13 protein-coding genes are annotated in these 13,693 nt (G+C 53.8%); 3 read left to right on the top strand and 10 right to left on the bottom strand.

The window, feature by feature from the left end:
* The first annotated feature begins 84 nt into the window (after positions 1-84).
* Positions 85-3,105 carry a conjugal transfer protein TraG N-terminal domain-containing protein gene (locus tag OXG10_06975; protein ID MCY3827100.1) on the top strand — a complete coding sequence of 1,007 codons (3,021 nt, stop codon included), beginning with the start codon at positions 85-87 and terminating at the stop codon, positions 3,103-3,105.
* An 81-nt stretch (positions 3,106-3,186) separates the two neighbouring features.
* Here the strand turns inward: OXG10_06975 and OXG10_06970 are convergent, their stop codons facing one another.
* From OXG10_06970 to OXG10_06955, 4 genes are all read right to left on the bottom strand, one after another.
* Entirely contained in the window at positions 3,187-4,359 is a 1,173-nt protein-coding gene (locus OXG10_06970) for an ATP-binding protein (GenBank protein ID MCY3827099.1), read from the bottom strand.
* Positions 4,360-4,538: 179 nt separating this feature from the next.
* A complete protein-coding gene (locus OXG10_06965; GenBank protein MCY3827098.1) occupies positions 4,539-4,937 on the bottom strand; it encodes a hypothetical protein in 399 nt (132 codons plus the stop codon).
* Positions 4,934-5,428: a hypothetical protein gene (locus OXG10_06960; GenBank protein MCY3827097.1), complete on the bottom strand. Its 495-nt coding sequence runs from the start codon at positions 5,426-5,428 to the stop codon at positions 4,934-4,936. Before OXG10_06960 ends, OXG10_06965 begins: the two co-directional genes overlap by 4 nt.
* Position 5,429: 1 nt before the next feature.
* The gene (locus OXG10_06955) at positions 5,430-6,185 is read right to left on the bottom strand and encodes a TIGR04255 family protein (protein ID MCY3827096.1); all 756 of its coding nucleotides are present in this window, start codon (positions 6,183-6,185) and stop codon (positions 5,430-5,432) included.
* Between the two features lie 742 nt (positions 6,186-6,927).
* On the opposite strand from OXG10_06955, the gene OXG10_06950 reads away from it, so the two are divergent.
* Entirely contained in the window at positions 6,928-7,380 is a 453-nt protein-coding gene (locus tag OXG10_06950) for a DUF433 domain-containing protein (GenBank protein MCY3827095.1), read from the top strand.
* Between the two features lie 127 nt (positions 7,381-7,507).
* Here the strand turns inward: OXG10_06950 and vapB are convergent, their stop codons facing one another.
* Positions 7,508-7,738 carry a type II toxin-antitoxin system VapB family antitoxin gene (gene vapB, locus OXG10_06945; protein MCY3827094.1) on the bottom strand — a complete coding sequence of 77 codons (231 nt, stop codon included), beginning with the start codon at positions 7,736-7,738 and terminating at the stop codon, positions 7,508-7,510.
* Positions 7,739-8,075: 337 nt separating this feature from the next.
* Between vapB and OXG10_06940 the strand changes: the two genes are divergently transcribed.
* Complete coding sequence (locus tag OXG10_06940; protein MCY3827093.1) at positions 8,076-9,314, top strand: ATP-binding protein; 1,239 nt, start codon at positions 8,076-8,078, stop codon at positions 9,312-9,314.
* Between the two features lie 122 nt (positions 9,315-9,436).
* Here the strand turns inward: OXG10_06940 and OXG10_06935 are convergent, their stop codons facing one another.
* The 5 genes from OXG10_06935 to OXG10_06915 form a co-directional block, all read right to left on the bottom strand.
* Positions 9,437-10,897, bottom strand: a complete 1,461-nt coding sequence (locus OXG10_06935; protein ID MCY3827092.1) for a glycosyltransferase family 2 protein — start codon at positions 10,895-10,897, stop codon at positions 9,437-9,439.
* Positions 10,898-10,934: 37 nt separating this feature from the next.
* A complete protein-coding gene (locus OXG10_06930) occupies positions 10,935-12,095 on the bottom strand; it encodes an LL-diaminopimelate aminotransferase (GenBank protein ID MCY3827091.1) in 1,161 nt (386 codons plus the stop codon).
* Between the two features lie 194 nt (positions 12,096-12,289).
* Positions 12,290-12,592, bottom strand: coding sequence for a HigA family addiction module antitoxin (locus OXG10_06925; GenBank protein ID MCY3827090.1), 303 nt, complete (start codon positions 12,590-12,592; stop codon positions 12,290-12,292).
* Positions 12,593-12,627: 35 nt separating this feature from the next.
* Entirely contained in the window at positions 12,628-12,903 is a 276-nt protein-coding gene (locus OXG10_06920; GenBank protein MCY3827089.1) for a type II toxin-antitoxin system RelE/ParE family toxin, read from the bottom strand.
* Positions 12,904-13,119: 216 nt separating this feature from the next.
* Positions 13,120-13,554 carry a hypothetical protein gene (locus tag OXG10_06915; GenBank protein MCY3827088.1) on the bottom strand — a complete coding sequence of 145 codons (435 nt, stop codon included), beginning with the start codon at positions 13,552-13,554 and terminating at the stop codon, positions 13,120-13,122.
* Positions 13,555-13,693: the final 139 nt, after the last annotated feature.

Below are 13,693 nucleotides of genomic sequence, written 5' to 3'. Positions count from 1 at the left end.
CGATAATAGAGCACCTTGATTCCCGCTCCCCGGTGGTGTTCGAGAGAAAAAGCCGCCACAAGGCGGGCGACGAGGTGATACAGGGTGCCAACTGAGGGAGCCATGCGCCGGAGAGAGAAGCGCGGCGGTACCCTGAGGCCGGCTTTTCCGCTCGGGATCGTCGCGCTTTCCGGGATCCTGCTTTTCCCGGAGACGGCGGGAGCCCAGGGAGCCTTCCAGATAGACACCTACGGAAACGGGCAGTTCATAGCCGAGGTGCTGAATTCCGTCGCGATCCTCGCGGGTTCGGGTCTCCTGGGACTAATACGCCTGGGGCTCGTGGCGGGCATACTGCTCGCGGTCATGTCCTCGCTTTTCGGAGGGAGGACGGCGCCGGGCCACCAGTTCGCGCTCTCAATACTTATCTACATGATGCTCTTCGGCGTTAAGGTCGACATGGCGGTCTACGACAGGGTGACCTCGTACACGAGGGTGATATCTTCGGTGCCGGCCGGGGTCGGGGTCTTCGCCTGGGCGACCTCGGGGGTCGGAAGCGGCCTCACCAGAGTCATGGAGGGAGCGTTTTCGCTCCCGGACGCGCTTCGCTACTCGAAAAACGGGCTGCTCCGCGGTGCCGAGCTCATAAAGCGCTCGACCGCGTTTGCGGTCGCGGAGCCCCATCTCGCCAACACGCTTGACTCGTTTGTGAGGGAGTGCGGTCTGAAGAGCGTAACCTCCGGGCTTGTGAGCCCGGACAGCCTCGAGAAGTCCTCCGATCTTTTTTCCTCCATGGGCACGGCCAACTACCGTTTCGTTGAACTCCACACGAACATCGCCCTGCCCGCGGGCGCCTACGCCTCCCCGCCAAGCGCGGGGGACTGCTCCGCGGCCGCAAGACCCATACTGGCCTACTGCGGAGAGGCCCACGCGGGCGTAAACGCCTGCCTTGACGCCTACTATCCCGGGTGGGCGGTCGAGCTTGCCGAGGAATCCGGGTTCGTCGACCGCCAGACAAACACAGTCGACACCGCCGGTTTCACGGAGGCACTTCGGGAATCGTACAGGGAGCTCGGCGGAATCTCGATGTCGGCAAAGGACATAATCATCCAGAACGCCATGATAAACAGCTACTCCCGCTCGGTTAAGTCGCTCGCGGTCGCCGGAGGCTCGGAGGCCTCGCTTCTCAGCCTCTCGATCGCCGAGGCGCGCGCGAGGCAGAAAAACTCGTTTCTGGTCCTGGGGGAGATGGCCCGCCACACACTTCCCTACATAAGAGGGCTTCTCCAGGGGATGCTCTACGGCATATTTCCCGCGGTGATCTTCCTGGCGATGACGCCGCTTGCCGCGCGGATAATCCCCGCCTACCTGATCGCGATGCTCTGGACAGAGCTCTGGAATCCCATATACGCCATAGTGAACCTGTTCTCGAGCCTTAAGCTCGCAAGGGCGCTTGAGCCCTACACGGACGGCTCCCTCACCGTGATATCGAGGGGGTCAGTCGTCCACGAGTCCGACATGGCCATGGCGGTCGCGGGGCTTGCGGCCACCATAGTCCCCATGATCGCTTACTACGTCGTCTCCGCGAGCCAGCACGCCGTGGTGGGGGCCGTGCAGCAGTTCATGGGACCCACGCAGTCAATCTCGACCCAGACGGCCGGGGCCCACGCCGCGGGAAACATATCCCTTGGAAACGTGTCGGTCGCGACAGGGCGCTACGACACGGTGACGGCTAACAAGTCCGACGTGGCGCGGGAGACCGTCACGGGCAATCTCAGCCGCCGCTACGAGAACGTCTACGAGCAGCCGGCCTCGAGCGTGGGCGGGATGCGGATAACGGGGAGGGAGGGGGTGAGGTTCGCGGCAAGGGAGGAGCTTGCCGACACCATGAGGAACATGGAGGCAAGCAGGGAGGCGGTGACGGATTCCGCGGCGGCGGCGTCCGTGCGGGTGGTCGGGGCCTCGCGCGCGGCGGCTGACGAGAGGAGCTACTCCGAGGTGCTCGGGCTCTCGAGCGTGACGGGCGAGAAAAAGGATCTCGCGACCGTGCTTGAGACGGCGGAGAACCTGCAGAGAAGGTTCGGCCTCTCCCGCCAGGAGTCGCTCAAGATGTCGTGGGACACGGCGATGGTCTACGAGGCGGGGGCCCGGGCGGGGACTTCCTCGGGCCCTGGGGGAGGCGGGCTCGGGGGAGCGTCGGTCGGAGCCGGGATAAAGGCGCGGGGAGCGCGAAAGACCGACTCAAGCGCCGCCGAGAGATACGAGGAGGCAAGGGAGTATGCCTCGAGCTCCAACTCACGGGTGAATTTCTCAACGGCTTTTTCCGAGCTTGAGAGCACGCTTTCGTCAAAGGAGGCCCGCGAGAGCCTGCAGTTCACGGCCCGGGACTCGGAGGAGGCAAGGGCCGAGCTTCGCTCGGCGAAAAGCTCCCTTCGGGACTACTCCTCCCACCGGGAGAGGGCAAAAGCCTACTCCGAGGTGCTCTCGGGGGAGAGCTCATTCGGCGCGGGGCTTGAGAGGGAGTACACCCAGGCGGTGTTTGCCGACATGAGGGGACAGGGCTATACGGACAGCTACGCGGCCAGGGGGCTTACAGATCTTCGCGACGGAAGATACGACACCGAGGAAGCCGAAGCCGTCTCCGGGGCGATACACAGGATTACGGGTCTTTCGGAGCTTGTCGGGGCGGGGAGCGTGACCAGGGAATCGGTCGCCGCCATGCCCGCCGACAGCTACGGCCTCGGGGACGTGCGCCGCTTCGAGGTCGACGCGGAGGGGGCCTTCGGGGAATACAGAAAATCGGCGGGGACGGCGGGAGGAGGCGTGGAGCGAGTGCGAAGCTCAATAGAAGAAAATTCCGCCGCGGTGAGAGAGGATGCGGGCCGGGCGAGAGAGCGGGCCCGGGGCGGAATCGGGAGCGGAGAGACAAAAACCGCAGAGGACCTCGGGGAGGGGAGGGACGAGATACTTTCAGGCGCAGAAAGCCTTAAGCGCTCCACCAAAGGAGTGCGCGAGCGCCTAGATGACGCAAAACCGGAAAGCGCTTCCGGAGAGGGAGAAACATCCCGGATCAAAAAGACAATAGAAAGCAGCCGGGCGCAGCAGCGAAAAAATGACGGGGCTGGATGACACGCCCGCAATATGCTGTCTTTTATAAAAACGCAGGCTTGTTTCTTGTAAAATCGCGGACAAGAAAACAGCAACCGGAAGTCACTGCCCCTTTAGAACTGCCGCCATTTTCCGAAGACCGATCGCCTCGACATTCCGGGCAACCGGATAGCGGTCAGAACCGGCGGTAACCACAAAGGATCGCTCGGGCTTGATGTCTTTCAGAGCATTCCGAAAACCCTTGCCGAGAGCCCCCCTGAGGCTGCGTTTGATTTCGACCGCCCAAGGAGCTAGGCTCCCGGGAAGTTCAAGCACAAGATCCACCTCAGCCCCCGCAGAAGTACGGTAAAAACTCGCCCTGGTTCCGGCAGGAGCAACTGACAGAAGGTTCTCTATCACGAAACCCTCCCAGCTCGCTCCGACGACTGGGTGACCGGCAAGGGAATTGTAATCCGTTACACCCAGAAGGGCGTGGACTATCCCGCTGTCGCGCACATAAACTTTCGGGGACTTCACGAGACGTTTTCGTACATTGACGTAAAACGGCCGCAGTCGGCGCACCAGCAGCAGATCAGCCAGCAGGTCTATATAGCCGGTCACGGTACGGGCACTTATGGAAAGGCCGGACGCAAGCTTCGAGATGTTAAGCAAGGTGCCCTGTCCGTGAGCAAGCATAGTCCACAGACGCTCAAGGGTCTCCGCCGGAATCTGCCATCCGAACTGCTGCACATCGCGCTCAAGGTAGGTGCGGATGAAGTTGCGACGGAAGGCGAAACTGTCGTCATTGTCTTCAGCTAAAAAACTGTCCGGAAAACCGCCGCGCACCCAGAGAAGATTCAGGGAATCGTCATCCCCTCCCGCTTCAAGCACGCTCAGCGGATTCAGTTCAACGTATTCTATCCGCCCCGCAAGGCTTTCCCCCGATTGTCTCAGCAAGTCAACCGATGCTGACCCAAGGATCAGGAAGCGTCCCGTCCGCATCCCCCGGCGTCTTCCCTGATCAATCAGGCCGCGCAACTCGGAAAAAAGCTCCGGTATGCGGTGAACCTCGTCAAGAATAACCAGACGGTCCTCGTGCGCCCCTAGGAACAGTACCGGGTCAGCCAGCTTGGCACGCTCTTCCCTCGCTTCGAGATCAAGGTACAGCGCCCCCGACTCCCCGGCAATATCAAGCGCCAAGGTCGTTTTGCCGACTTGACGCGGGCCGATCAGCGCCACGGCGGCTTGTCGGCCGAGAGCTTTTCTTAGGGAGTGGGAAGCATGACGTTCTATCATGCTTGCAAATTATACATAGCTATTCTTAATTTACAAGCATAATTTCCGCATAACAGATAAGATACCGTTGAGAGACTGATGTACAAAGCAAGTCTTTTCATGCCCAGAAAACTACAGATTGAAAAAGTGCGGCTGCTTGTAACCACGGAAAGAAAGAACTTCTGTGAACATGACTCTATTCATAGATTGGGATTAGCAACAAAGCGAGCACCCCTTGCTATTTCCAGAGCCAAAAGCTTCCTTGCATCCTTGCCAGGTGGCCAGCCTCTAATATTGGCATGATTGGGATTATCGGTTGTCGGATCGGCTACAACATTTAACGACTGTGACGTCACGTGAGAAACCTCCACATCAGCCCTGCCATGAAGCTTTCTATTTTGCTGCCCGGAAACAATTTCATTTCCGATATCCCAAATTTCATTTTCGGAAAGATTTAAATGGCGGGTAGTTGACAATTCCAGAGGGTTTTCCGGCGGAATGAAGGCATCTTGCTTGACCGTTTGGTCTGCTCTACGATACCACCTTGAGGAAGTGATATATCTCGCCAAAAGCTCATCAGGCAAAACGAAATCCGTCATTCAATCTCCCCGGCAACCTCTCCAATTAAATCCAATAAATCATCGGAAACAAAAAATGAAACAGGATCCATTCCATGCCTCCGCTTTGCACCAATTATAGCCGCATAATAAACTCCTCCTCCAGGATTAATGCTGATTGAAACGACTCTGGAAGGAGACCTGTACCATTCCAAAGAAATTGCTCCGTCCGGTTCAGCACCTATTTCCGGAGATTCACTGCCCCAAGGAAAAGATTCCAGAAAGGTTTTAGCGTTCCAGAAAACCTCTTTTGTTATGGCTCTCGCCTCTCCTCCGTCCCATCCGTCCACTCCACACTCGTTAAAGGTCTTTTCCAGTTCCCGAAAAACGCCTCTAGCCCCAAAACCCAAGATATTAGACCTTTGCAAATGAGTAGATAATTCCCTCATTTGCTGGTCTATAAAGTCACCAGCAGAAAGATCCTGACCTGAGCAACCTGAAATAAGAGGGGAAGATGTTGCAGTTGCCAACATTTTATTTGCATTCCTCCAAGGCTTTCTTTGTTAAATTACTGAAGAAAGCTTTATTTTTTACCCAACGCATTTCATCCATATACTTAGAAACCTGTATTTCACCACAGTTAAGAGATTTTTGCATAAATACATCTATGTCCAACAGCAATCCGGCTTCTTGCTGAGTCCTTTGAACAGTCTTTATAACATTAACCGAATAGGGAGTCCCCGGAATCTGCAGCACGTCTCGATGCAAGTAGCCTGATAAAAGCCAGTTCAAACCCTCGATAGGTAGTGGCGGCCTTTTATAATAATCAGCTAATTCAATTCTCTGTCCCTGTTTGATCGCTAGACGGTTTATAAAGCGCAGACCAATTCTCCCAATTTCAGTTGGTTCTAGCAGTTCACAGTAAATTTTCCAGAGGCGCAGCGCTTCTCGGCTAAATTTCTCCCAGTTTTCGTAAGGCTTTAGCCGACTAAAGACAAATGAATCTTTATTAAACTGTACTACATAAAAACTATCTTCTGACTGGCACTTCAAACCAACGTGGACAAAATCTTTAACTACGTTGGTTCCGGTCTCGGGTGAAAGCTGAACTTCAGTTTCCTGCACCGTGTCATGCTTCGGGTAATCAGGCAATCGTTCTTCCAACTGGCTTTGTAGACTCGACTCGTCCCATTCGGCAGAAGAAACAACTCGAAGATCAAGAACGGCCTCGACAATCGGCGCGCGCGGCAAACGAGGAAATTCTTCTGTTATATCAATAGGGGATTGCATAATCTTTGTTGCTCGTATCCCTTATCACTGTTTTTAAGTTTTTCCTGCCTCCCCATTCTCCACAATTCTCCGATAAGGTTTTTTCTAAATTGATTCCACCGTCTAAAACCAAGTTGGAGCAAAAAACTAAAGAATACCAAGCGGCTCTGCCCGGCTCTGAGCAGGTTCAATGGTAAGCGCAAGATTGTTGCCGGTCATAATCTTCCACTTCCCTAACCCTAGTGGGAAGAATTTTTAAGGACCCCGCTAGGGTAGCATCAACTTAACAAAACTCCGTCTTACCCGTTTCCTAGGAATTCTTAGGAAAATTAAACCTTTATTCACTTTAATATAATATTACCGGAGTTCAATATTGACAAGTCTTCTGTCGCTAGCAAATTAAAGTGACCGATGCTTTTTACCAGAGCTTGAAACAAGCGGAAAAAGTACCGATCAATGTACCTAATTGCTTATAATGCCCGACCAGAAATTTAAGCGAGGAGCAAACAGTAACTTCAGCAAATTGAGTAATACCAGGAAAATCTCTTCCAGGAAAGATGCGCGATATCTGCCTTCTTACAATGTTCCGGAAGCAACTTTATATTTAAGGCTTCCAGAGTCCACTTTGCGTGCCTGGATTTGCAGACAAACTAACTTTGAACCTCTGATTGCCCCCGCTCAAGAAAAACCCTTGGCCCTGTCTTTCATCAACCTGGTTGAAGCGTATGTCCTGGCCTCAATACGCAGAGAATGCAGGCTCTCCATGAACAAGATCAGAAAAGGTCTCGATTTCATATCGCAAATCTACCCCTCCGACAATCCCCTAGCCGAAAAGGGTTTCGAGACGGATGGACTCTCCCCGTTCTTAAGGGAGTCGGGGCTCGTCTGTGGCATTTCCAAGGGAAGCGGGCAGACAGTATTGGAGAACACTGTTAAAGAATACATGCAGAGAATAGAAAGAGACTTGCGCGGTCTTCCCATAAGGCTCTATCCGTTTTCAGGAACCGAAAAACCAAACGAACCTAAATCAATCTTGATTGATCCCGAAATCTCATTCGGCCGCCCGATTCTCTCCGGCATAAGTATTCCAGTAGAAATTATCGTTGAACGCTACAAAGCCGGGGAATCCATGAGAGAACTTGCCGGGGACTATGAATGCAGCCAGAAAAAAATCGAGGAAGCTATCAGATGTCTATTATGGGAACAAGCCGCCTGAACCGGTTACCGAAATTTCGGCCTGCCAGCCTGACCTCTCCTGCCCCACGAGGAGAAAAAAGCCTATTCGCTCCAATCATCCAGAAGTAAACCGGCCATGTGTTTGAATTCCCGGGTGTTATCGGTCATCAGAATGGTTCCCTCTCCTGGCTCCCGCCCTGTTCGCGCTCATTCATGAAATCATCCGTAACACCCTCTCCCTCAAACCAGCTGTCCCATGCTTCTCCCGCCGGAGTGATCAGGCGGGAACGCCCCAGGCAGATAATATCGACTTCCTTTACGGTATCCGGCAAGGAAACCGGCTTGGGAAGCCGCACCGCCTGGCTCTTGTTGTTCTTAAACACTTTTACCCTTTCCATCTCCGCTTCCAGACAGGAATATACCTAACGCATACAGATGGTAGCAGGTCGCCGAGATATGTCGAGGGCGGAGAGCTCCTCCAGCCCTCGACTGAAGGGGTGCGTGAATGACTCGACAGCGCGAAATCGGAAAGCGCCTCCCGTGAACGGAAAACATCCCGAATCAAAAAGACGATCGAAAGCAGCCGGGCGCAGCGGCGAAAAAACGACGAGGCCGGATGACATTACTTGAGAACATTGTCTTCTATAAAAACGCGGGTATAATTTCTATAAAAACGCGGGTGCGTTTTTTGCAAAATCGCGGATATGGAAATAACAATACAGCGAGTTTCGGATCATGTCACATTCTTATTTCCGCTGGCAGCGGGACACCTTGAAAAAAGCCCTCGAAACGCGCCGCGTGCTGTTGCTCTGCGGAGCGCGCCAATGCGGCAAAACCACCCTTGCCAAGGAACTGGTTTCACGGCATATCGCCTACCGCACTCTGGATGATCCGGCCGTACGGCAGATTGCCGAAACCGACCCGCGAGGCTTCGTGAAGCATTCGGGAAGCACCCTCATCATCGACGAAGTCCAGCGTGCTCCCGACCTGCTTTCTGCAATCAAGATAAGGGTGGATGAAGATACGAGACCCGGACAATACCTGCTGACGGGTTCAGCCGACATACAGTCTTCCCCCGGAGTACGGGAATCCCTCGCCGGACGCATAAGAAAGGTACGGCTGCGTCCGCTCACCTATGGAGAGATTTTAGGAGCGTCTCCGGATTTCCTTGACCGGGCCTTCAGGCAGGATTTCAGGCATCCCGACCGCGCTTACGACCGTGACGCTATGCTGGACATCTCTTTTGGAGGTGGTTTTCCGGAAGCCATTATGCTTGGAGACACAGAGCGAAGATTATGGCATCGGGACTACGCGGACGCGCTTGTGGAACGCGACCTCAGGGATCTCGGGCGTATCCAGCGACGCGACGCCATGAGCGAACTGATACACACCCTGGCGGCATGGTCGGGCAAGTTCATGGACATTTCATCCATAGGCGCTGGACTTTCCATCGCGCGCTCCACGGTCGAGACATATATAAACGCCCTGGAAGCCTTGTACATTGTCGAACGCGTAAGGGCGTGGAAACGCACCGATTACGCGCGGGCGGGGCAACGCCCCAGGCTTTTTATGACTGACTCGGGACTTATGTCTTCGATTCTTGACTGGGACAGGCAGCAGGTCCGAATGGATGCGGACCGCTCGGGCAAGCTGATCGAAACCTTCATGTTCAACGAAATAGCCGCCCAAGTGGACGCCAATGCCGGAAGATACAGTCTCTTCCATTACCGTGACCGCGAAAAGCGCGAGATCGACTTCTTGATCGAAAGGGAGGACCGGGCGCTGCTCGGGATTGAGATCAAGGCGGGCTCGGCCATCGGAACGAACGATTTCAAAAACCTCAGCTGGTTTAAGAAAAACATCGCGCGCGACAGAAAATTTACTGGGATCGTACTCTATTCGGGAGAACTCACGGGGTCCATGGGTGACGGGCTGTGGGCTGTTCCTTTCGGAACAGTCTGGAACCGGCAGTGAGCCGGTCGGCTTCCGGGATATGTCAAGAGCATATACGCACTTTTTCTAAAGGCCTCCCCGAGAAAATTCAGAAATTGTGAAAAGTTGAAAAGACCGTTATCTCGAAGCGGGGCGAACTTCTTTCACGAACCGTGATATATCGAGAGAAAAGCGGTGTAGGTGAAACCGAACTGCATCAGCAGCAGGAAGGGAACCCAGATGAAAAATCCCATATAGAGAACATACGCCACCTGGAACGTGAAGAAAACCGAGAGAACGACCTCGAAAAAGGTGGTAACCCCTTTTGAGGAAACGTAAGCCGAGGTTCTCCACCGGTCCTTCCTGCCCACGACGGCGTACTTTGGCGTTCTCGCAAAACCCGACGTCCTGCCCAGAACCGCCTCAAGCACGGCCTTGGCATTGTTAACCGCTATGCCCGCCCCGACGCTCAGCGCAACGGGTATGTACTTGTAGAACTCCCGCGCCCGGGTGCCGTGGGCCTCGCGGACCGCCAGTATGTAGAACCTTATTATGGCTAAGGTGCCGAGCGCCACCCCCGTGACGCTCGCTATGAAAAGGTCGTTAAGCCAGATCCGCTCCCACAGGAAATTCATGGGTATTATGAGAATTATAGTGGCGAGCAGAAACAGGTAGCTGAAATTGCCGAGGAGGTGAAACACGCTCTCGGCCTTGACCTTAAACGGGATCTGGGAGTCGCGAAGCACCGAGGGCAAAAGCTTCCCTGCCGTCTGGATCCCTCCCTTGACCCACCTGTGCTGCTGTATCTTAAAGGCGTTCATGTCAACGGGAAGCTCGGCGTCCGATATGACGTTGGGCAGGTAGACTGCCTTCCACCCGTTTATCTGCGCCCTGTAGCTTAGATCAAGATCCTCGGTCAGGGTGTCGTGCTGCCACCCTCCGCTCTGCTCTATGCACTTCTTGCGGATCACCCCGGCGGTGCCGTTGAAGTTAAGAAAAAGTCCGTTTCCATGCCGGGCGGCCTGCTCCACCACGAAATGGCCGTCAAGAAGCACCGACTGGGCCTTGGTCAGAAGCGAGTAGTCGCGGTTAAGATGCCCCCACCTCGTCTGCACTATCCCGACCTCAGGGTCTTCGAAGCACGAAACGGTCTTTCGGAGAAAACCCCTGGGTGGAACAAAGTCCGCGTCGAAAACCGCAAGAAGCTCCCCGCTTGCCTGCGCGCAGCCCGCGGCAAGCGCCCCCGCCTTGTACCCCTCGCGGTTCCCCCTCCGGATGTGCTTTATGTCGAAACCGGCAGCCCGGAGCTCATCGGTGCAGCGCGCCGCTATGCGGCTTGTGTCGTCCGTTGAGTCGTCAAGCACCTGCACCTCGAGCAGGTCCCTCGGGTAGTCGATCCCGCAGACCGCGCGGATGAGCCTTTCGGTCACGTACATCTCGTTATAGACGGGGAGCTGCACCGTGACGCGCGGAAGGGATCCCCGTCCCTGCGGGGCCGCGGCGCGGCGCGCCTTTGTCCTCGAGTAAAGATGCACTAGGTAGTAACGGTGAAGGCCAAATATACAGAGAAAAGCGGAGGAAATAATGTAAAGCAGGGTGCAGAAGTACTTTATAAACTCAAACAACTCTCAAAACCTCTTATCTTTAAAGACCCGGTCGCCCCTACGGCTTGAACTTCGCTATCCTCTCGGCAGCCTGCTCTATCCTCTGCGTGTCGAACGTCACCGACACCCTGGCGTATCCCTCGCCGCAGTCCCCGAAACCGTTTCCGGGAGTGACGACCACGCCGGCTTCGGTGAGCATTCTCTCCGAGAACTCTGAAGATGTCATCCCCTCGGGAACCTCGAACCACACGTAGAACGTGGCCTCGGGGACGGTGTATTCTATACCCGCTTCCCGAAGGCCGCGGCAGAATATCTCGAGGCGCTCCCTGTAGACTTCCTTTCTCTCCTCAAGTCCGACGGAACTGTTGCGAAGCGCCGTTATGCCCGCCACCTGGACCGCCTGGAAAACTCCCGAGTCTATGTTCGTCTTTATCTTCCCGAGACCCGCTATGGCCCTCTCGTTACCCGCGGCGAACGCCAGGCGCCACCCGGTCATGCTGAAGGTCTTTGAAAGCGAGTGGAACTCGATTCCTACGTCCATCGCCCCCGGTATCTCGAGGAAGCTCAGGGGATTTTTTCCGTAAAAAGCTATCTCCGTGTAGGCGGCGTCGTGGCAGACGAGTATCTCGTTTTCCCGGGCGAAATCGACCACTTCCCTGAAGAACCCCTCGTCGGCGAGAACCGTGGTCGGATTGTTGGGATAGTTAAGAAACATCATGACGGCCCGCTTGGCCACATCCGCGGGAATGGCGTCAAGGTCCGGGAGAAAATCGTTTTCCTTAAGAAGCGGCATCGGGTAGGGAACTCCTCCTGCGAACGTGGTCGAAACCGGGTACACGGGATATCCGGGATCCGGCACGAGCGCCACGTCCCCCGGGTCAACAAACGCGAGAGGCGCGTGGGCTACACCTTCCTTGGAGCCTATCAGGGTCACTACCTGCTTTGCGGGGTCGAGGCTTACTCCGAAGCGCTCTTGGTACCACTCGGCAGCCGCCTCCCGAAAAGACAGCATGCCCACGTAGGACGGGTAGCGGTGGTGCTCAGGATCCCCGGCCGCCTCGCGAAGCGACTCCACTATGTGCTCCGGCGTCGGTATGTCCGGGTCGCCCACCCCGAGGTCGATCACGTCGATTCCCTTCTCGATCAGCTCGTTTTTTTTCCTGTCGATCTCGGCAAAAAGGTATGGAGGAAGCTGCTCGATTCTCTCCGCCCACTTGATTTTCATTTGAAGTCCTCCCGAGGATAGATGGATCCTGACTAAGCATTTACGTTAACTTGAAGGAATCATCAATTCAAGCTCGAAAACTTCTGATAATCTACATAGTCTCGCAAACATGGGTTTGCATGAGTTCCGAGGAAAAAGCGTTGAAGCGCAGACCGGTGCAACTCGGCGAATATCCAACTCGGAGGCAGTTATCCATGCGAACCGGTTTCAGGTTGCCAACGGCGAATCTTTTGAATCTCAGGCCATGACTCAGCTTTTACCTTGTCAAGATCATAATCCCTTTGCAGGTTGATCCAGAGTTCAGGGGTGGTACCAAAAAACTGTCCGAGTCGCAAGGCAGTATCAACGGTTATATCCCGCTTCCCGCGAATGATCTGGGAAATGCGATTTGGCGGCACACCTACACGACGCGACAACTCCGTCGGTGTCACCTTTATTTCTCTAAGTTCGTCAATAAGAAACTCACCGGGGTGAATAGGTTCCCTAGCCATTGCTGTTACCTCCTGCTTTTCGCTTTTATGTTGATCTAATGATAATCTACGATTTCCACATCACAGGCCCCTTGCTCCCATCTGAAACATATGCGCCATTGTTTATTAATTCGTATACTGTATTGTCCCGTTCGGTCGCCATATAACGCCTCGAAACGATTACCCCTCAAGGCTCTCAAGTCTTCAAGCGTCTCGGAAGCGTTCAGTATTCTCAGCCGCTTCTCGGCTTGTCTGGAAAAACCTGAGAAATCAGAGACATGCTTTCCTTCAAACAAGCGTTTTGTCTTCTTGCATTTAAAGTTCTTTATCATCTCCTTGTTTGGAACTTATATACATAACTAGACAAACCGCCCTCTAAAAAGCCCCTACCCCCCATTGCAATAAGATTTAAGAGCGGGGAGGTTGCGGGTTCGATTTCCACCATTTCCATTTCTTAAAATACTCATTTAAGAAAGTTGTAAGATTCTCTAATCTCATAATCAAAAACAAGTCTTTCCTCCGCCCTATATAGATTAGAAAAATTCTTTTTATTTCCGGGCCAGATATTGGCTTACATCCCATGGCTTAGGCTTTTCTGGACGGGGTGGGCTGGGGTCGGTGTCAGAATATTCATTTTTAACCACAAGAAATTTGATAGCCGCCCAAACCCCATAAATGTTTTGCACCAGTGCCACCTGCCCAACTTCAACTACGACAGTCCTTTGAGACCTATCATAGCAAGTGGCGTTTTCAATTTGTTGTATGTTTTCAATACCATCAACTAGTGCAACAGAATCAATATTGAAAGCATCTCTATAAATATAAGCACTGCTAGAATTACGCTTTGACCATTCGATATTAAAAGTTCGTCTGTCAAATCCAATAATAGACATTAGATCATTGTGCTTGCATTCCACCCTGCCCTTAGATTCAACATTTATGTAAATTCCATAATGTTCGCTACCTGCTATAAGTTTAGACATTCTAATCTCCTTTCAAGTTGCGTTTGGGATTTGATTTCCCCTTTTATTATACAAAGAACACCAGAGGTAATTAGCTAATTTTGTCTAGTTATGTATATAAGTTCCCCCTGTTTTAACATATCGCATTGACTAATTACGT

Source organism: Candidatus Dadabacteria bacterium (assembly GCA_026706695.1).
Classification (GTDB): domain Bacteria; phylum Desulfobacterota_D; class UBA1144; order Nemesobacterales; family Nemesobacteraceae; genus Nemesobacter.
Note: the sequence above shows the minus strand (reverse complement) of the source record. Positions and strands in the feature narration are given on the sequence as shown.

Coding starts and splice junctions, on each gene's coding strand:
- OXG10_06970 (MCY3827099.1), bottom strand. CDS start 4,359: ATGATAGAACGTCATGCTTCCCACTCCCTAAGAAAAGCTCTCGGCCGA.
- OXG10_06965 (MCY3827098.1), bottom strand. CDS start 4,937: ATGACGGATTTCGTTTTGCCTGATGAGCTTTTGGCGAGATATATCACT.
- OXG10_06960 (MCY3827097.1), bottom strand. CDS start 5,428: ATGTTGGCAACTGCAACATCTTCCCCTCTTATTTCAGGTTGCTCAGGT.
- OXG10_06955 (MCY3827096.1), bottom strand. CDS start 6,185: ATGCAATCCCCTATTGATATAACAGAAGAATTTCCTCGTTTGCCGCGC.
- OXG10_06950 (MCY3827095.1), top strand. CDS start 6,928: ATGAACAAGATCAGAAAAGGTCTCGATTTCATATCGCAAATCTACCCC.
- vapB (MCY3827094.1), bottom strand. CDS start 7,738: ATGGAAAGGGTAAAAGTGTTTAAGAACAACAAGAGCCAGGCGGTGCGG.
- OXG10_06940 (MCY3827093.1), top strand. CDS start 8,076: ATGTCACATTCTTATTTCCGCTGGCAGCGGGACACCTTGAAAAAAGCC.
- OXG10_06925 (MCY3827090.1), bottom strand. CDS start 12,592: ATGGCTAGGGAACCTATTCACCCCGGTGAGTTTCTTATTGACGAACTT.
- OXG10_06920 (MCY3827089.1), bottom strand. CDS start 12,903: ATGATAAAGAACTTTAAATGCAAGAAGACAAAACGCTTGTTTGAAGGA.
- OXG10_06915 (MCY3827088.1), bottom strand. CDS start 13,554: ATGTCTAAACTTATAGCAGGTAGCGAACATTATGGAATTTACATAAAT.